Consider the following 17966-nt stretch of genomic DNA (forward strand, 5'->3'; position numbering starts at 1 on the left):
CCGAAACTATGCGGTGACCGTCCGTCAGGCCTCGTCGGCCTGGGTCGAGACGGACCGCGGCGACTGCTGCTCGGCCGCCACCGTCTTCTTCGACGCCGCCTTCTTCGCGGTCGTCTTCTTGGCCACGGTCTTCTTCGCCGCCGTCTTCTTGGCGGTGGTGGCCTTCTTGGTCGCGGCCTTCTTCGCCGTGGCCTTCTTGGCCGTCTTACGGGCCGTCTTCTTGGCCGGAGCCGCCTCCTCGACGGGCGCTTCCGCCTCCGCCTCGGCCGGGGCCTCCGCCGAGGGCACGACCACGACGGCCGCTTCCTCGGACGCGGTGGGCGCGGTGGCCTTGCGGACGGCACGACGACGCGGACGGGCCGGGGCGGCGCTCTCGGCGACCGCCTCGGGCTCGGCCGACGCGGCCGGGGCCGGCTCGGCCTGCGGCTCGGCCACCGGCGCGGTCTCGGCGACCGTCACCACGGCGGCCTCGGCACCCGTCGGGGAACCGGCCGGGGCCGATGCCCTCCGGGTGGCCCGGCGGCGTGTACGGCCCTTGGGAGCGGCCTCGTCGGCGGCGGGCTCGCTCGCGGACACGGCCTCGACGACGGGGTCCTCCGCGGCGACCGGCTCGGCCTGCGCCTCGGCGGCCGTCTCCGGCTGCACGGGACGCTCGGCCTCCACCTCGGCCGGCACGGCCTGAGCGGTCGGCACCTCGACGTCCTCGGAGACCGGGCTCTCCTGGTCGGCCGGCGCCTCGGCACCGCCCGACCTCCTCGACCCGCCACCCCTCGGGGCGCCGGCCGGAGCGGACGCCCGACGGCTCGCCCTACGCCGGCCACGCCCGCGGGTGGCCGCGGCCTCCGCCTCGGCGACGCTGCTGTACAGCTCCTCGTCGGGCGCGAACTCAGCCGGGGTGAGCGCGATCGGCTCGGCCACCTCGGCGGCGAGCTCGGCCTCGGTCTCGACCTCTTCGGGCGCTTCGGGCGTTTCTACCGCGGCCACGGCCTCGTGGACGTGCTCGTCACCACCGCGCCCGCGCTTCTTGCGCTTGCCGCCGCCACCGGCGGAGGTCGGCGTCTCCATGTGCACGATGACACCGCGGCCGTTGCAGTGGACGCAGGTCTCGGAGAAGGACTCCAGCAGGCCCTGGCCGACCCGCTTGCGGGTCATCTGGACCAGGCCCAGCGAGGTCACCTCGGCGACCTGGTGCTTGGTCCGGTCCCGGCCCAGGCACTCGAGCAGGCGCCGCAGCACCAGATCCCGGTTGGACTCCAGGACCATGTCGATGAAGTCGATGACGATGATGCCGCCGAGGTCGCGCAGCCTGAGCTGACGCACGATCTCCTCGGCCGCCTCCAGGTTGTTCCTGGTGACCGTCTCCTCGAGGTTGCCGCCCTGACCGGTGAACTTGCCGGTGTTGACGTCGACGACCACCATCGCCTCGGTCCGGTCGATCACCAGCGAACCGCCGCTGGGCAGCCAGACCTTGCGGTCCAGCGCCTTGGCGAGCTGCTCGTCGATCCGGTACGTGGCGAAGACGTCGACCTCGGAGGTCCACTTCGACAGCCGGTCGGTCAGGTCGGGCGCGACGTGCGAGACGTATCCGTGGATGGTCTCCCATCCCTCGTCACCGCTGACGACGACCTTGGAGAAGTCCTCGTTGAAGATGTCGCGGACGACCCGGACGGTCATGTCCGGCTCGCCGTAGAGCAGCGTCGGGGCGTTGCCGCTCTTCGCCTTCCTCTGGATGTCCTCCCACTGCGCCTGCAGCCGCTCGACGTCGCGGCGCAGCTCGTCCTCGCTCGCGCCCTCGGCGGCGGTGCGTACGATGACGCCCGCGTCCTCGGGGACGATCTTCTTGAGGATGGTCTTCAGACGCGCGCGCTCGGTGTCGGGGAGCTTGCGGCTGATGCCGGTCATGGAGCCCTCGGGGACGTACACGAGGTAGCGCCCGGGCAGCGAGACCTGGCTGGTGAGCCGCGCGCCCTTGTGGCCGATCGGGTCCTTGGTCACCTGGACCAGCACCGACTGACCGGACTTCAGCGCGCTCTCGATGCGGCGCGGCCCGTTGGCCATGCCGAGCGCCTCGAAGTTGACCTCACCGGCGTAGAGCACCGCGTTGCGGCCCTTGCCGACGTCGATGAAGGCGGCCTCCATCGACGGCAGCACGTTCTGGACCTTGCCCAGGTAGACGTTGCCGACGTACGAGGTGGCCTGCTCCTTGTTGACGTAGTGCTCGACGAGCACACCGTCCTCGAGCACGCCGATCTGCGTGCGCTCACCGCTCTGCCGGACGACCATCACCCGCTCGACGGCCTCGCGGCGGGCGAGGAACTCGGCCTCGGTGATGATCGGGACCCGACGGCGGCCCTGCTCACGGCCCTCGCGGCGGCGCTGCTTCTTGGCCTCCAGACGGGTCGAGCCCTTGATGGACTGCACCTCGTCGGACGGCTCCGAAACCCTTTCCCGCAGGGGGCGGGGCTCGCGCACCTTGACGACGGTCCGCTCGGGGTCGCCGTCATCGGGCTCGGTGTCCGCGGAGGAGTCCCCGGCCCGGCGACGGCGGCGACGGCGGCGACGGCTGGAGCTGGAGCCGCCGGACTCGTCGGATCGGGCGTCCTCGTCGTCCTCGTCGTCCTGCTCGGCACCCTCGTCGTCCTGGGCGGACTGGCCGGCGGCGGACTCGTCGGAGTCCTCCGAGTCCTCGTCGCCGGACGCCTCGGCCAACTCGCCCCGGCGCCTGCGACGGCCACCGCGGCGACGGCGACGCCGCGACCCGGTCTCCTCGACGTCATCCGCGTCTGCGGAGTCCTCGTCGGCGGCCTCGTCCGTCTCTTCTTCCTCTACGACGGTCTCGGCGGCGGTCTGCTGCACCTCAGGCTCGTCACCGGCACCCCGACGACGGCGGCGGCGCCGCGGCCCGCTCTGCTCCTCGGCGATCTCCTCGACCGGCTCGGCGGACTCGACCGGCTCTTCGCTCTGCCCGGTCTCCGCCTCCGCGGCGGCCTCGGCTGCGGCCCGCTGCGGGGTCTGGAACTGCGGCTCGGTGAAGACGGGCGCCTGGAACACCGCGACCGCGGGGCGCGCCGGCCGACGCACCGACTCGTCCTCGTCCTCGGCACCGCGAGCACGCCGCGCGGGCTCGGAGAACCCGGTGGCGGCCTGGCGAACGGACCGACGGCGGGCACGGCGCGGGGCGGCGTCCTCGGCGGGGGTCTCGGCGACGGGTGCGGGGGCTTCGGAGGCGGGTTCCTGCACGGCGGGGGCCTCTGCGACCGGCTCGGACGGCGTGGCCTCGGCGGCCTCGGCCTCAGGGGCACCGGCAGGCGCGGAGACGCGGCGCGTGGCACGGCGGCGGGAACGACGCGAGGTGGCGTCCTCGGCATCGGCGGTCTCGGCGGGCGCTTCCGCGGCCACCGGCTCGACGGTCTCGGCGACCTCCGCGGCGGCAGGCGACTCGACCGTCTCCGCGGCCTCGGGAGCACCGGCGGGCGCGGCGGCACGCCGGGAGGCCCGGCGACGCGTACGCCCGGCGGGCGCGGTGGTCTCGGCAACCGGCGCCTCATCGGCGCTCTCGGCCTCGGCAGGCGTCTCGGCGGTCACCGGAGCCTCGGCCTCGGCGGCCACGGGCGCGTCAGCGGGGGTGGACACCCGACGCGTCGCGCGCCGACGTGTACGCCCGGCGGGCGGGGCGGCGTCCTCGGCCTCGACGGCAGGCGCGCTCTCCGCGGCCGCGGTCTCGGCGGGTGCCTCGGTCACCACCGGCACCACGGTCTCGGCAGCCTCGGCCGCCGCGGGGGCCCCGGCAGGCGCGGAGGCCCGGCGCGTCGCACGCCGACGCGGACGCCCGGCGGGCGCAGCGGTCTCGGTGGTCTCGACGTTCTCGTCGAGCTTCTCCTCCTCGTCCGTGACGAGGTCCTCCGACTCCGCGGCCGGTATGGCCGGAGCGACGACCTCTTCGCCGCCCGGGGCGGCGGCGACCGGCGGTCCCGCCGGCCTGGACGCGGCACGGCGCCGACGACGCGGCGGCAGGGTGTCGCTGGGAGTGTTCTGTTCGGAACCCTCGAGGGGTTCGGTCGGTTCGAGCATGCGGGCATTTCTCCCGTCAGGCTCCCGGGCGCCGCACCTGGTCCGGCAGGGATGCCGGTGACGTCCGCGGCTCGCGCGATGCGCGGTGCCGCCGTCCGGGGCGCGGGCGCCGCACGGGAGCTCTCTGTGTCCTGTCTCGCCGGTTCCGTACGCCCTTGTTGGGTACGGCCTGGCGAAAGTCTTGTGGTCAGTGCACTGCCCGACCCAGGTGGCTCCCGAGTACGAGGGCTGCGCTACGACGCCCGTCCTTCGCGGGACCTTCCTTACGCCGGCGCCTTCGCGGCGGCAGTCGGTTCGGCCGTTGAGGGGGCCTCGACTGCCTCGCGGTCGGGCGCGAGCGGGTCGGTCACCGTGCCGGTCTCTTCATCGAGCAGCCCCTGCGCCAGCCTGGTCACCGCTGCGGGGACCGGCGGCGCCAGGTCGGCCACGGCGCGGAGACCGGACAGGACGTCGTCGGGTCGAACGGCAGGCGTCACGTGCCGAACAACCAGCCGCAGTATCGCACAGGGCTGGCCGGTCGGCCTATCAGCAGGTTCACTGTGCGTTTCAAGTTGTACGACCGCGGGGCGGGCGTCAAAGGTCCGAAGACCGTTCTTGGTGGTGCGCTGGACCTCGATCGCCTCGGCGGCGTTGAACGCGGCGACCGCGCGCCCGGCCTCTGCCGGGTCCACGCCGTCCAGCCTGAGCTCCCACACGGAAGCGGTGAGCCGGTCGGCGAGTCCCGAGGTCCGGGCCTCGACCGCGTCGACGACATCGAGCCCGGCGGGCAGCGACTCGTCGAGGAGGAGCCGGAGCTTCTCCGGGTCGCGCGCCTGCGTGAGCGCGATCTCCAGGTACTCCGCCTCACTGCCCGTGCCGGTGGGTGCGGCATTGGCGTACGACACCTTCGGATGCGGCGTGAACCCCGCCGAGTACGCCATGGGCACCTCGGCGCGGCGCAGCGCACGCTCGAAGGCGCGCTGGAAGTCACGGTGGCTGGTGAACCGGAGGCGGCCGCGCTTGGTGTAGCGCAGTCGGATGCGCTGCACCGCCGGTGCGGGCGGCGGGCCTTCGGGCTGTCGCTTGCCCAGTGTCGCTCAGTCCTTCGTGAGTGCGGTCGTACTGCTACCAAGAGTACGTGTGTCGGCGCCCGTCGGTTCCCGCAGGGCCACCGCCTCACGCTCACGGGTCTCGCCGACAGCGCCGGCATCGCGCACGGCGCCCGCATCGCCGAAGAGCATCCGCCGGAAGTCGGCCCGGGCCTGCCGTACGGATTCGCGGGCGGAGGCGAGGGCTGCCCGGGTGATCCGTCCCACACTGCGCGCCGCCTCGGCGACGGGGCGCAGCACCACGTCCCGGATCACGTGCCCGACCGGGGTCAGCACCGCGCGGTACACCCAGCGCACCGGCTCGACGAAGATCCACCGGAAGAGGGTCCCGAGGAACCGGCCGACAGCGAGGGAGATGTGCCCGGCGATCCGCCAGGCGTGTCCGAGCGCGTCCCACACTTCCCGGCCGACGACGGCGAGGACCCTCCCTATGGGCGCGAGGACCCAGCGCCACAGGGCGACCACCGGCAGGACGAGCAGGATGCGGGCGATCCAGTACAGGGCGACACCGATGCCGGTGACAACGGTGCTCGCCAGCCATGCGAGCCCCCTGGCGCACCAGACGATCGCGCGCCCGATCGGCGTGAAGATCCAGGCGAGCACGGCACCGACGCCCTTGAGGAGCCACACGATCCCGTGCCCGACCGGAGTGAACATGCGCCCGTACACCCACACCAGCCCGGCCACGATCCCCCGCGCGACCCACGCGATGCCGCGCCCGATCAGTGTGAGTACCGCGCCGACGCCCTTGAGAAGCCACACGATCCCGTGCCCGACCGGAGTGAGCACGCGCGCGTACACCCACACCAGCCCGGCCACGATCCCCCGCGCCAGCCACGCGATGCCCTGCCCGACCGGCGTCAGCACATACCGGTACAGCCACACCAGAGGGAGGACGACGAGCACCTTGGCGAGCCATCCGACCGCCTTGGCGAGGGGCACGACCACGTAGCGCCACAGGGCCACGCAGGGCCAGACCACCAGCGCCCGCCACAGCGGCCGCAGCACGCTGTCCCGCAGGAACCGCCCCACCACGACGAACGCGTCCCACACGATCCGCACGGGCACGACCAGCACGAGCACGACGATGCGTACGGGGATGCGAATCGCGACGGTCAGGCATCCCTCGGGCGGGGGCGCCTGCGGCGCGGGCTGCTTCTCCAGGTCCATAACGACGTAGACGCCTCAGTTCCCCGTACGGATCCAGTACCGCAGCTTTATGCCGCGCCGGTCCTCGAATTCTCCGCCATTGGCCTCGATCACCTTACGAGACGCGGTGTTGGTGGCGTCACAGGTGACCAGGGCCCGGTCGATGCCCAGTTGACGGCAGACGGGCAGGGCGGCGGCGAGCATGGCGGTGGCGTGTCCCCGTCGCCGGGCGCCGAGACGGACCACGTATCCGATGTGGCCACCGAGCTCCAGCAGGTACGGGGTGAGCCGGTGCCGTATCGAGAGCCTGCCGAGGAAGGTGTCGTCCTCGACGTACCAGAGGTTCGTCATCGGCACCCAGTCCGGCCTGCGCGGCCGTTCCGTCTCCGCACGCAGCATGTCCACGTAGGCCGCGAATCCCGCAGGCTCCCGCCATGCCTTCTCGTACAGCCCGAGCTGCCCGCTCTCCAGCACGGCCGGGTCCTGGCCCGCATCGGTGAACTCGCGTACCGCGTCGAGGTAGGAGGCGTGGAACCGGACGTCGGGCAGGGTCAGCTGCGGCATCGCCCCATGATGGCGAGACCAGGGGCCGCCGGGCCACCGGGTTTCACGGGTCTGTTCCGTGACCCGGCGGGCGCCCGTGCACTATGTCCCCATGATTACGCTTACGAAGGAAGACGGCCCCGCCGACCTGGACGGCGTGACCCATCTGTCCATAGGGGTCTCCTGGGACCCCACCGCGGGCGCCAGCGGCGGGGTGATCGGCAAGCTCCGCCGCAAGTCCGGCACGGACCTCGACCTGATCGCCATAGCCATGCACGACGGCGACCCGGTACGCCTGGCGGGCCTCGACTCGCTCGACCCCATCGGCAACGGCTCCCTGCTGCACAGCGGCGACAACCAGACCGGCCACGGGGACGGCGACGACGAGACGGTCACCGTCGAGTTCGCGAAGATCCCGCCGCACATCACGTCGATCGTCTTCGTCGCCGCCGCCTACAAGAAGGGCAGCTCCTTCCAGAAGGCCCGCAACATCAGCTTCAAGGTCTACGACGCCAGCGGCGGCAGCTCCCAGCAGGTCGCCGACATCTGGCCGAGCATGCTCACCACGGACAACGGCTGCGCGGTCGCCAAGGCGGTCCGGGTCGGCAGCACCTGGAAGCTCGAAGTCATCAACACCACCGGCAAGATCAAGCAGGGCGACGAACTGGCCCTCATGCGCTTCGCCGCGAGCAAGTAGCGGGTCCCGGTAGCGAGAGGTGTGCATGATGAGTTCGTCCCACCTCTCTCCGAGAAGGACGTTCCCCGCCCGCGGCGAGCGTCGCCGTGGGCATCGCTTGTGCGGCGGGGGTGGCAACTGCCACATCCGCCGTGGCCGCGACGCCCGCCACGCACTTCCAGTGCGGCAACGGCCTCCTGCCCATCCTCATCTTCTGCAACTGACGGACAGGCGACGGCAGTTCCTGGCCGTCAGCCGCACCACCACACAACTGCACATGTGAAGCCCGTCCAACTCAGGGCGGTTGGGAACAGGGACAGAGTCCCTGTTCCCAACCGAGTCGGCGACCGGCCGAATGCCTCGCTCACATCAGTGCGTGTGACCACTCGCGGCGGGCGTCGGACCGCCGTTCTTGACCGTCAGAGGCAGCAACTTCTTGCCGGTCGGGCCGATTTGGATGTGCGTGTCCATCTGCGGACACACCCCGCAGTCGAAGCAAGGCGTCCACCGGCAGTCCTCGACCTCCGTCTCGTCGAGGGCGTCCTGCCAGTCCTCCCAGAGCCAGTCCTTGTCGAGGCCGGAGTCGAGGTGGTCCCAGGGGAGGACTTCCTCGTACGTCTTCTCGCGGGTCGTGTACCAGTCGACGTCCACGCCGAAGGCGGGCAGCGTCTTGTCGGCGCAGGCCATCCAGCGGTCGTAGGAGAAGTGCTCGCGCCAGCCGTCGAAGCGGCCGCCGTCCTCGTAGACGGCGCGGATCACGGCGCCCACCCGCCGGTCACCCCTCGACAGCAGGCCTTCCACGATGCCGGGCTTGCCGTCGTGGTAGCGGAAGCCGATCGAGCGGCCGTACTTCTTGTCGCCGCGGATCTTGTCGCGGAGTTTCGCCAGGCGGGCGTCCGTCTCCCCCGCCGAGAGCTGCGGGGCCCACTGGAAGGGCGTGTGGGGCTTGGGGACGAAGCCCCCGATCGAGACCGTGCAGCGGATGTCGTTCTGGCCGGAGACCTTGCGGCCCTCGGCGATCACCTTCGTCGCCATGTCCGCGATCTGGAGGACGTCCTCGTCGGTCTCCGTCGGCAGGCCGCACATGAAGTACAGCTTCACCTGGCGCCAGCCGTTGCCGTACGCCGTGGAGACCGTCCTGATCAGGTCCTCTTCCGAGACCATCTTGTTGATGACCTTGCGCATGCGCTCGGAGCCGCCCTCGGGGGCGAAGGTCAGGCCCGAGCGGCGGCCGTTGCGCGTCAGTTCGTTCGCCAGGTCCACGTTGAAGGCGTCGACGCGGGTGGAGGGGAGGGACAGGCCGATCTTGTCCTCCTCGTACCGGTCCGCCAGGCCCTTCGCGATGTCACCGATCTCCGAGTGGTCCGCCGACGAGAGCGAGAGAAGACCCACCTCCTCGAAGCCCGTCGCCTTCAGGCCCTTCTCCACCATGTCGCCGATGCCCGTGATCGAGCGCTCGCGGACCGGGCGGGTGATCATGCCCGCCTGGCAGAAGCGGCAGCCGCGGGTGCAGCCGCGGAAGATCTCGACCGACATGCGTTCGTGGACCGTCTCCGCGAGGGGGACGAGGGGCTGCTTGGGGTACGGCCACTCGTCCAGGTCCATGACGGTGTGCTTCGACACGCGCCACGGGACGCCCGACCTGTTCGGTACGACGCGGGCGATACGGCCGTCCGGGAGGTACTCGACGTCGTAGAACGCGGGGATGTACACCGAGCCCGTCTTCGCGAGGCGGAAGAGGACCTCCTCGCGGCCGCCCGGCCGGCCCTCCGCCTTCCACTCACGGATGATCTGCGTCATGTCGAGCACGGCCTGCTCGCCGTCGCCGATGATCGCCGCGTCGATGAAGTCCGCGATCGGCTCGGGGTTGAAGGCCGCATGGCCGCCGGCCAGCACGATCGGGTCGTCGAGCGTACGGTCCTTGGACTCGAGCGGGATGCCCGCCAGGTCCAGTGCCGTCAGCATGTTGGTGTAGCCCAGCTCCGTGGAGAAGGACAGGCCGAACACGTCGAAGGCGCCCACGGGCCGGTGGCTGTCCACCGTGAACTGCGGGACGTGGTGCTCCCGCATCAGCGCCTCCAGGTCCGGCCACACGCTGTAGGTGCGCTCGGCGAGGACGCCCTCCTGTTCGTTCAGGACCTCGTAGAGGATCATGACGCCCTGGTTGGGCAGACCGACCTCGTACGCGTCCGGGTACATCAGTGCCCAGCGGACGTCACAGGACTCCCACGGCTTGACGGTGGAGTTGAGCTCTCCGCCGACGTACTGGATCGGCTTCTGCACATGCGGGAGCAGAGCTTCGAGCTGCGGAAACACAGACTCTGCGGCCGCAGCGACTTCGGCAGGCATCTCGCGAACCTTCGGTGGGCTTGGCTGAACTGACAGGGGTGACCATCTAGCGTAACGCGGCCGCGACCACCCCCCGTACGCCCGGAAGGTCAGAGGGCGTCCGCCTCGCCCTTGATCCCGTCCCAGAAGCCGGGCAGTTCGGCTTCCACGGCCGCCGCCCGCCGCTCCTCACGCCCGTAGAGCAGCCCGTAGGTGAAGGCGCTCTCCCCCGCCGCGTGGGCGACCGCGGACAGCTCGCGCAGGGTCTGCCGGGCCATCACGCTGTCCTGGTGCTCCCCCAGCAGGTTCTGGAGCGACTTCATGGACTTGACCATGGTCCTGGCCGGCTTGCCGAGGACCGGGCGGGCCGCTTCGGCCGCGTAGCGGGTGCGCTTGGTCTTCTTGCGGGCCTCGTGGATCGCGGCGTCCCGGTCGGCGCCGGCCTCCAGCTCCAGCGCCTGCCCGACGAGCCCGGCGACCTTCCCGAAATCCTTGCGCACGGCCTTGGCGATGACCTTGTGGGGTTTCTTCCCGGCCGCCTTCAGCAGCGGCGGGTCGGCGATCAGCGCGTCCAGGGTGTCGAGCAGGGCGAGGTAGCGCCGGGAGTCCAGGACGCCGATCAGCCGGGCGCTCGCCCCGCCGGGCCGGTCACCGGCCCATGTGCTCAGCCGCGAGGCGACAGGCCCGGAGAGCAGCGTCCGCGGCACCTCGTCGAGAGCCGCGGTCAGGCGCCCGGCCAGCACTTCGCGGTCCCGGTCCACGCCCAGTTCGCCGGCCAGCCACTTCAGCTCGTCGCCGATCGGGTCGGTGACGTCCCGGTCGAGGACTGTGCCGTACGACTTGAGGGTGCTGCGCATCCGGCGGGTGGCGACGCGCATGCCGTGCACGGAGTCCTCGGCGTCCTGGCGGACGGCCGGGTCGAGCTCGAGGATCGCGTCCCGCTGGGCGCGGACGTACGCGAGGACGTGGTCGCCGGCGGTCACCGGATCCGCTGTGACGGGGCTCTTCTTCCTGGGGGCCGTCTCCGCAAGAGCCCGGGCCAGTTTCGAGGCGGAACCGGACGGCCGTACGTCCGCCTTGCGCAGCCGCTTCTCGACCTTGTCGAGGAAGACCGGGTCGCCGCCGTCGGCGAGCTCCACCTCGATCTCGGTCCACTGGGCGTCGCCGACGCCGCCGCTGAGCCGCTCGGCGCGCACGGCGTCCACGCTGACCTCGGCCAGCAACTGCCCCTGCGCGTCGAGGAGGTGGCGCACATCACGGTCCGAGCGCAGCCGGACCACGGGCAGCAGTTCGACGTCCCTGACCCGGGAGCGGACCAGGGCGGCGAGTTCGTCGGGGAGGGTGTCGGAGAGCGGGGCCCGGATCTCGTCGCGCACACCCTCGGACACGGGCAACTTCAGGTGCCAGCCCGCGTCCGATCCGCCCGTGCGGCGGCGCAGGGTGATCGAGGACGCCACGAGGCGTTCGTCGGCCGTGTCGTAGTAGGTGGCGTCCAGATGCGCGACACCCTTGTCGACGACGGCCTCGACTCCGGCGACTCCGGTCAGATCGGGCAGGCCGCTGTTGTCGGACTCGTACTTCCGCTCGATCTCCCGCTTTGTGTCCGCCATGACTCGAATCTAGTGGTCAGCGGGCGGTTGCGGCAGAGGGCCGCCGCCACCCGGCGCACCCGGCCTACGCCGACATCGGCCGCTGCACCCTGATCGACTGCAGCAGCCCCACCGCGACCCACACCGCGAACATCGACGAGCCTCCGTACGACACGAACGGCAGGGGGAGACCGGTGACCGGCATGATCCCGAGGGTCATGCCGATGTTCTCGAAGGACTGGAAGGCGAACCACGCCACGATTCCGGCGGCCACGATCGTGCCGTACAGCTCGGTCGTCTCGCGGGCGATCCGGCAGGCCCGCCACAGGACGACCCCGAGCAGGACGATGATCAGGCCCGCGCCGACGAAGCCCAGTTCCTCGCCGGCGACGGTGAAGACGAAGTCGGTCTGCTGCTCCGGCACGAACTGGCCGGTGGTCTGCGAACCGTGGAACAGGCCCGCGCCCGTCAGACCGCCCGAACCGATGGCGATCCGCGCCTGGTTGGTGTTGTAGCCGACGCCCGCCGGGTCGAGGCTCGGGTTGGCGAAGGCGGCGAAGCGGGCGATCTGGTACTCGTCCAGGATGTGCAGCTGCCAGACCGCGATCGCACCGGCCGTGCCCGCGCCGAGCAGTCCGAAGACCCATCGGTTGGAGGCGCCGGAGGCGAGCAGCAGCCCGAGCACGATGATGACCATGACCATGACCGACCCGAGGTCGGGCATGAGCATCACGATGAGCATCGGTACGGCGGCGAGGCCAAGGGCCTGGAGCACGGTGCGGTGGTCGGGGTAGGGCTTGTCGCCCGCGTCGACCCGGGCCGCGAGCAGCATCGCCATGCCCAGGATGATCGTGATCTTCACGAACTCCGAGGGCTGGAGCGAGAAGCCGCCGCCGATCACGATCCAGGAGTGGGCGCCGTTGACCGTGGAGCCCAGCGGGGTGAGGACCAGCAGGATCAGGAAGAGCGAGGCGCCGTACAGCAGGGGCACGGCGGTGCGCAGGGTGCGGTGGCCGACCCACACCGTGCCGATCATCAGGGCGAACCCTATGCCGGTGTTCATGAGGTGGCGGATCAGGAAGTAGTACGGGTCGCCCTGGTTGATCTCGGTGCGGTTGCGGGTCGCCGAGAAGACCAGAATCGAGCCGATCATGGACAGGGCGAGGGCCGCGAACAGTATCGGCCAGTCCAGTCGGCGGGCGAGCGAGTCGCGGGCCAGCAGCCGGGTCCAGCCCGCACGCGCGGGGCCGTACCCGGAGACCTGGAAGCTGTTCGCCCCGGTCATGTGAGCATCCTCCGGCTTCCCCTCCTGCGGCGCCGCCTTCGGGTGTCACGGTTCCCGTTGGCCGGCGTGTTCACGGTCGCGCCCTGCTGTGTCTCGTCCGGCTCGGGCGCGGCCTCCTGGCTCGCCCGCTGGTCCTTGGCCGGGTCCTTGGAGATCTTCGGGGACTTGATGGTCCCGTCCGTCTGCACCTTCGGCAGGCTCTTCTCGGGCGTGGGCAGCAGCGCGTTCTTCTTGTCGATGGTGCCGTCGGCCGAGACGCCGTACATGGCGTTGTAGATGTGGCGCACGGCCTCACCCGAGGCGCCGGAGCCGGTTCCGGCCTGGGCGATCGTCATGACGACCGTGTAGTCCTTGGAGTACGTGGCCAGCCAGGACGTCGTCTGCTTGCCGTAGACCTCGGCGGTGCCGGTCTTGGCGTGCAGCGGGATCTTGTCCTGCGGCCAGCCGCCGAACTTCCAGGCGGCCGTACCGCGGGTGACGACGCCTTCCAGTGCGGTGTCCATGCCCTTGAGGGTGGCCTTGCTGACCGGAAGCTTCCCGGTCGCCCTGGGCTTGATCTCCTGGACGGTCCTGCCGTCGGCGCTGATGATCGCCTTGCCGATGCTCGGCTGGTATATGGTCCCGCCGTTGGCGAGCGCCCCGTAGATCCTGGCCTCCTGGATCGGGGTGACGAGGGTGTCGCCCTGACCGATGGAGTAGTTGATGGAGTCACCCTCGCGCATCTTGTTGCCCTCGAGGCAGTTCTCGTACGCGATCTTCTCGACGTAGGTGCCGTCCTTCTTGCCGGTCCTGCACCAGGCGTCCTTGTTGGCCTTCCAGTACGACTCCTTCCACTGGCGGTCGGGGACACGGCCGGTGACCTCGTTGGGGAGGTCGATGCCGGTCTCCTTGCCGAGGCCGAACTGGTGGGCCGCCTTGTAGAAGTAGTCCTTCGGCTCGCCCTTCTTGGGGTTGATGCCGCCGTCCTTCTTCCACTCCCGGTCGGCGAGGCCGTAGAAGACGGTGTCGCAGGAGACCTCCAGCGCCCGGCCGAGCGAGATCGGGCCGAAGCTCTCGCCTTCGAAGTTCTTGAAGACCTGGCCGCCCACCGAGTACGAGCTGGTGCACGGGTAGCCGCCGTCCCACTCGTAGCCGGCCTCGACCGCGGCGGCCGTGGAGACGACCTTGAACGTCGAACCGGGTGCGGACTGACCCTGTATGGCCCTGTTGAGCAGCGGGTAGTCGGAGCCCTTGCCGGTGAGCTTCTTGTAGTCCTTGGCGGAGATTCCGCCGACCCAGACGTTCGGGTCGTAGGTCGGGGCGGACGCCATCGCCACGATCCGGCCGGTCTTGGCCTCCATCACGACGACAGCGCCCGAGTCGGCCTTGTAGTTCTCGCCGGTGATCTTGTCGAACTGCTTGCGGGCGGTCTTCATCGCCTCGTGCAGTTCGTACTCGGCGACCCGCTGGACGCGGGAGTCGATGCTGGTGACGAGGTTGGCGCCGGGCTGGGCCGCGTCGGCCTCGGCCTCGCCGATGACGCGGCCGAGGTTGTCGACCTCGTAGCGGGTGACGCCGGCCTTGCCGCGCAGTGCCTTGTCGTACTGGCGCTCCAGGCCCGAGCGGCCGACCTGGTCGGAGCGCAGGTAGGGCGAGTCGGTGTCCTGGGCCTTGGTGATCTCCTCGTCGGTGACCGGCGAGAGGTATCCGAGGACCTGGGCGGCGTTGGACTTGCCGGGGGCGGCATAGCGGCGCACGGCCTCGGGTTCGGCGGTGATGCCGGGGAAGTCCTCGGCGCGCTCGCGGATCTGCAGGGCCTGCTTGGGAGTGGCCTCGTCGGTGATGGGGATCGGCTGGTACGGCGAGCCGTTCCAACAGGGCTGGGGCGTCTTCGCGTCGCACAGCCGGACCTTCTGCATGACGTCCTTGGCGGACATGCCGAGGACCTTGCCCAGCTTGGCGAGGACGGCCTTGCCGTCGTCCTTCATCTTCAGCAGGTCGGTGCGGGAGGCGGAGACCACCAGCCGGGTCTCGTTGTCCGCGAGGGGCACTCCGCGGGCGTCCAGGATCGAGCCGCGCACCGCGGGGTCGACGACCTGCTGGACGTGATTTCCGGAGGCTTCCTTGGCGTACGCGTCGCCTTCGCGGATCTGGAGATACCAGAGGCGGCCGCCGAGGGTGCCGAGGAGGGAGAGGACGAGGATCTGGATCACGACGAGCCGGATCTGGACCCGTGGGGTCCGCCCGGTCTCGGGGATGTTGGTCACTGCGGTTTCCGCCCCCTCTCAGTGCGCCGACGTGTGTGCGCGTACGAATGATGAACGGCGGACCTGTGAACCCGCGTTCCGCCCCGGCGCACCCGTTCGAGTGAAATTGCCTGCGCTGAACTCGCCCGCCCTCACAGCCGCTTGACCCCCTTGATGCGACCCACCCGCGCGGTCCGGGTCCGTGCCTTCGTCTTCAGGTTCCCGAGGCCGCCCCGCTGGCCGCCGATCTTCAGACCGGTGCCCGAGGAAAGCCATCCGGAGGAGATGTTCGCCGCGTTGCCCGCGGAGCCGGTCTCGGCGAGCGGGTCGTTCTCGGCGCGCCGGGCGAGCGCCATGATGCCGGGGACGACGAAGGGGGCGAGCAGCAGGTCGTACAGGGCTGCCGTGAACAGCAGGCTGCCGAGGCCGACATGGCGGGCAGCGGTGTCACCGACGAGGGCGCCGACACCGGCGTACAGCAGGGTGGTGCCGATGGCGGCGGCGACCACGACGACCATGGGGCCGGTGGCCGACTTGAGTCTGCCGTTCTCCGGCTTGGCGAGCCCCGCGAGGTAGCCGATGACGCACAGCACCAGGGCGAAGCGGCCGGCGGCGTGGTCGGCGGGCGGGGCGAGGTCGGCGAGGAGGCCGGCGGCGAAGCCGACGAGGGCGCCGCCGACATGGCCGTAGACCAGGGCGAGGCCGAGGACGGTGAGGAGCAGCAGGTCGGGGACGGCGCCCGGGAGGTGCAGGCGGGCGAGGATGCTCACCTGGATCACCAGGGCGACCACGATCAGGGCGGAGGACAGCAGGATCCGGTTGACGCGCATGACTACAGCTCCTACTGCTCTTGCTGGATCTCGCCGTCGACCGGCGCATTGGCGGACGGGGTGACGGTGACCGTCACGGTCGGCGTGGGCGTCGGTTTCGGTTTGGCGGGCAGCACCGTGTCGCGCGGGTCCTTCTTCGGGGCCTGGACGACGACGCCGACGATGTCGAGCTTGGTGAAGCTGACGTACGGCGTGACGTAGAGGGTGCGGGTGAGGTCGCCGCCGGAGGGGTCGACGCGGGAGACCACGCCGACCGGGACGCCGGGCACGAACGGCTTGTCGGCCTGCGAACCGAAGGTGACCAGGCGGTCGCCCTTCTTGATCTCGGCCTTGCCGTTGAGGAGTTCGACGCGCAGCGGGCGGTCGCCCTGTCCGGAGGCGAAGCCGAGCTCGTCGGTGGACTCCATGCGGGTGCCGACGGTGAAGTCGGGGTCGTTGGCGAGGAGCACGGTGGCGGTGTTCGGGCCGACCGTGGTGACGCGGCCGACCAGTCCGTCGCCGTTGAGGACGGTCATGTCGCGCTGGATGCCGTCGTTGGCGCCGACGTCGATGGTGATGGTCCACGAGAAGCCCTGGGCCGCTCCTATGGCGATGACCTGGGCGCCCTTGATGCCGTACTGACCCTTGCCGGCGATCTTCAGCATCTTGTCGAGCTGCTTGAGGCGGCTGGAGTTGCGGTCGTCGCTGCCGAGTCTCGCCTTGAGGGCGGCGTTCTCCTTCTCCAGCTCGGCGAGCCGGTCGTGCCGCTCGCCGGAGTCGCGGATGGCGGAGACCGCGTTGCCGACCGGGTCGACCGCGGCGGACACACCGTTCTCGATGGGGCCGAACACGGCGGCCGCGCCTTGGCGGGCACCGTCGACCGGCGAGTCCTCCCCGCCGCGGATGTCCACTGTGATCAGCGCGAACGCGACGGCGATCAGCAGCACCAGGAGCAGCCGGCTCTCTCGTGTGTCCCTCACGTGCGGCGGCCGTGCCCTTCTTATTGGAGTTGCGTTTGTGGGAGCTTATGCCTCGATATCAACGATCCGCCGCACGAGAGGAGATCATCTCGTACGGCGGAATCGAAGAGTTACGTCATCTGCGCGGCTGGGCGTCCAGCACCTGCTGAAGCGCCTCGAACTCCTCGACGCACTTCCCGGAGCCGAGCGCCACGCTGTCGAGCGGGTCCTCGGCGATGTGGATCGGCATGCCGGTCTCCCGGCGCAGCCGCTCGTCGAGCCCGCGCAGCAGGGCGCCACCGCCGGTGAGGACGATGCCGCGGTCCATGATGTCGCCGGAGAGCTCCGGCGGGCACTTGTCGAGGGTCGTCTTGACCGCGTCGACGATGGCGTTGACGGGTTCCTCGATCGCCTTGCGGACTTCGGCGGCCGAGATGACGACGGTCTTGGGCAGCCCGGAGACGAGATCCCGGCCACGGATTTCGGTGTGCTCGTCAGCGTCGAGTTCGTACGCCGAGCCGATCGTGATCTTGATCTGCTCGGCCGTCCGCTCACCCAGCAGGAGCGAGTACTCCTTCTTGATGTGCTGGATGATCGCGTTGTCCAGTTCGTCGCCCGCCACCCGGATGGACTGGGCGGTGACGATGCCGCCGAGGGAGATGACCGCGACCTCTGTGGTGCCGCCGCCGATGTCCACCACCATGTTGCCCGTGGCCTCGTGGACCGGCAGGCCGGAGCCGATGGCGGCCGCCATGGGCTCCTCGATGATGTGCACCTGGCGGGCGCCGGCCTGGGACGACGCCTCGATGACGGCGCGGCGCTCGACGCCGGTGATGCCCGAGGGGACACACACGACGACGCGCGGCCTGGCGAGATACCGCCGCTTGTGGATCTTCAGGATGAAGTAGCGCAGCATCCGCTCGGTGATCTCGAAGTCGGCGATCACGCCGTCCTTCAGCGGCCGCACGGCAACGATGTTGCCGGGGGTCCGCCCGATCATCTTCTTCGCTTCGGCGCCGACAGCGAGGATTCCACCGGTGTTCGTGTTGATCGCGACGACGGACGGCTCGTTGAGTACGATCCCGCGACCCCTGACGTACACCAGCGTGTTGGCGGTCCCGAGGTCGACAGCCATGTCACGGCCGATGAACGACATTGAGTTCCCCATCAGGATTCGTCTGGCCTTCCTGGGAGCTTTTGAGGGCATTTCAGGTCGGCGAAGTGGGTGCTGTGACGTGAAGGCT

The 17966-nt window shown here is 70.5% G+C and carries 12 protein-coding genes; 1 reads left to right on the forward strand and 11 read right to left on the reverse strand.

The features are described from left to right. Window positions 1–24: 24 nt before the first annotated feature. The 4 genes from QF027_RS17175 to QF027_RS17190 all read right to left on the reverse strand — a co-directional run bounded on the left by QF027_RS17175 (window position 25) and on the right by QF027_RS17190 (window position 6872). Entirely contained in the window at window positions 25–4071 is a 4047-nt protein-coding gene (locus tag QF027_RS17175) for an Rne/Rng family ribonuclease (RefSeq protein ID WP_307075484.1), read from the reverse strand. 263 nt (window positions 4072–4334) lie between these two features. Continuing rightward, entirely contained in the window at window positions 4335–5099 is a 765-nt protein-coding gene (locus tag QF027_RS17180; RefSeq protein WP_307075485.1) for a TIGR03936 family radical SAM-associated protein, read from the reverse strand. Window positions 5100–5147: 48 nt separating this feature from the next. Further along, window positions 5148–6329: a hypothetical protein gene (locus tag QF027_RS17185; RefSeq protein ID WP_307075488.1), complete on the reverse strand. Its 1182-nt coding sequence runs from the start codon at window positions 6327–6329 to the stop codon at window positions 5148–5150. 15 nt (window positions 6330–6344) lie between these two features. Next, window positions 6345–6872 (reverse strand): GNAT family N-acetyltransferase, encoded by a 528-nt coding sequence (locus QF027_RS17190; RefSeq protein WP_306981282.1) that lies wholly within the window; start codon window positions 6870–6872, stop codon window positions 6345–6347. Between the two features lie 91 nt (window positions 6873–6963). Here QF027_RS17190 and QF027_RS17195 point away from each other — a divergent pair, with 91 nt between their 5' ends. Next, on the forward strand, window positions 6964–7548 hold the full coding sequence (locus QF027_RS17195; protein ID WP_306981279.1) for a TerD family protein: 585 nt from the start codon (window positions 6964–6966) through the stop codon (window positions 7546–7548). A 348-nt stretch (window positions 7549–7896) separates the two neighbouring features. Here the strand turns inward: QF027_RS17195 and QF027_RS17200 are convergent, their stop codons facing one another. The 7 genes from QF027_RS17200 to QF027_RS17230 all read right to left on the reverse strand — a co-directional run bounded on the left by QF027_RS17200 (window position 7897) and on the right by QF027_RS17230 (window position 17878). Further along, window positions 7897–9876 (reverse strand): TIGR03960 family B12-binding radical SAM protein, encoded by a 1980-nt coding sequence (locus QF027_RS17200; protein WP_307075489.1) that lies wholly within the window; start codon window positions 9874–9876, stop codon window positions 7897–7899. Between the two features lie 89 nt (window positions 9877–9965). Further along, a complete protein-coding gene (locus tag QF027_RS17205) occupies window positions 9966–11465 on the reverse strand; it encodes a CYTH and CHAD domain-containing protein (protein ID WP_306981276.1) in 1500 nt (499 codons plus the stop codon). 64 nt (window positions 11466–11529) lie between these two features. After that, window positions 11530–12729 carry a rod shape-determining protein RodA gene (rodA, locus tag QF027_RS17210; protein ID WP_306981274.1) on the reverse strand — a complete coding sequence of 400 codons (1200 nt, stop codon included), beginning with the start codon at window positions 12727–12729 and terminating at the stop codon, window positions 11530–11532. Next, a complete protein-coding gene (gene mrdA / locus QF027_RS17215) occupies window positions 12726–14975 on the reverse strand; it encodes a penicillin-binding protein 2 (protein ID WP_307075491.1) in 2250 nt (749 codons plus the stop codon). The genes rodA and mrdA overlap by 4 nt, the downstream gene beginning before the upstream one ends. Window positions 14976–15106: 131 nt before the next feature. Then, window positions 15107–15784 carry a rod shape-determining protein MreD gene (mreD, locus tag QF027_RS17220; RefSeq protein WP_306981270.1) on the reverse strand — a complete coding sequence of 226 codons (678 nt, stop codon included), beginning with the start codon at window positions 15782–15784 and terminating at the stop codon, window positions 15107–15109. 11 nt (window positions 15785–15795) lie between these two features. Further along, window positions 15796–16743, reverse strand: a complete 948-nt coding sequence (gene mreC, locus QF027_RS17225) for a rod shape-determining protein MreC (protein ID WP_306981268.1) — start codon at window positions 16741–16743, stop codon at window positions 15796–15798. Window positions 16744–16858: 115 nt separating this feature from the next. Further along, the gene (locus QF027_RS17230; protein WP_266514304.1) at window positions 16859–17878 is read right to left on the reverse strand and encodes a rod shape-determining protein; all 1020 of its coding nucleotides are present in this window, start codon (window positions 17876–17878) and stop codon (window positions 16859–16861) included. Window positions 17879–17966 lie beyond the last annotated feature (88 nt).

This window comes from Streptomyces canus (assembly GCF_030816965.1).
GTDB lineage: Bacteria > Actinomycetota > Actinomycetes > Streptomycetales > Streptomycetaceae > Streptomyces > Streptomyces canus_E.

What these genes read in the sequence shown, in the direction of transcription:
- QF027_RS17175 (WP_307075484.1), bottom strand. Translation starts at nt 4,071, where the DNA reads ATGCTCGAACCGACCGAACCCCTCGAGGGTTCCGAACAGAACACTCCC.
- QF027_RS17185 (WP_307075488.1), bottom strand. Translation starts at nt 6,329, where the DNA reads ATGGACCTGGAGAAGCAGCCCGCGCCGCAGGCGCCCCCGCCCGAGGGA.
- QF027_RS17190 (WP_306981282.1), bottom strand. Translation starts at nt 6,872, where the DNA reads ATGCCGCAGCTGACCCTGCCCGACGTCCGGTTCCACGCCTCCTACCTC.
- QF027_RS17195 (WP_306981279.1), top strand. Translation starts at nt 6,964, where the DNA reads ATGATTACGCTTACGAAGGAAGACGGCCCCGCCGACCTGGACGGCGTG.
- QF027_RS17200 (WP_307075489.1), bottom strand. Translation starts at nt 9,876, where the DNA reads ATGCCTGCCGAAGTCGCTGCGGCCGCAGAGTCTGTGTTTCCGCAGCTC.
- QF027_RS17205 (WP_306981276.1), bottom strand. Translation starts at nt 11,465, where the DNA reads ATGGCGGACACAAAGCGGGAGATCGAGCGGAAGTACGAGTCCGACAAC.
- rodA (WP_306981274.1), bottom strand. Translation starts at nt 12,729, where the DNA reads ATGACCGGGGCGAACAGCTTCCAGGTCTCCGGGTACGGCCCCGCGCGT.
- mreD (WP_306981270.1), bottom strand. Translation starts at nt 15,784, where the DNA reads ATGCGCGTCAACCGGATCCTGCTGTCCTCCGCCCTGATCGTGGTCGCC.
- QF027_RS17230 (WP_266514304.1), bottom strand. Translation starts at nt 17,878, where the DNA reads ATGTCGTTCATCGGCCGTGACATGGCTGTCGACCTCGGGACCGCCAAC.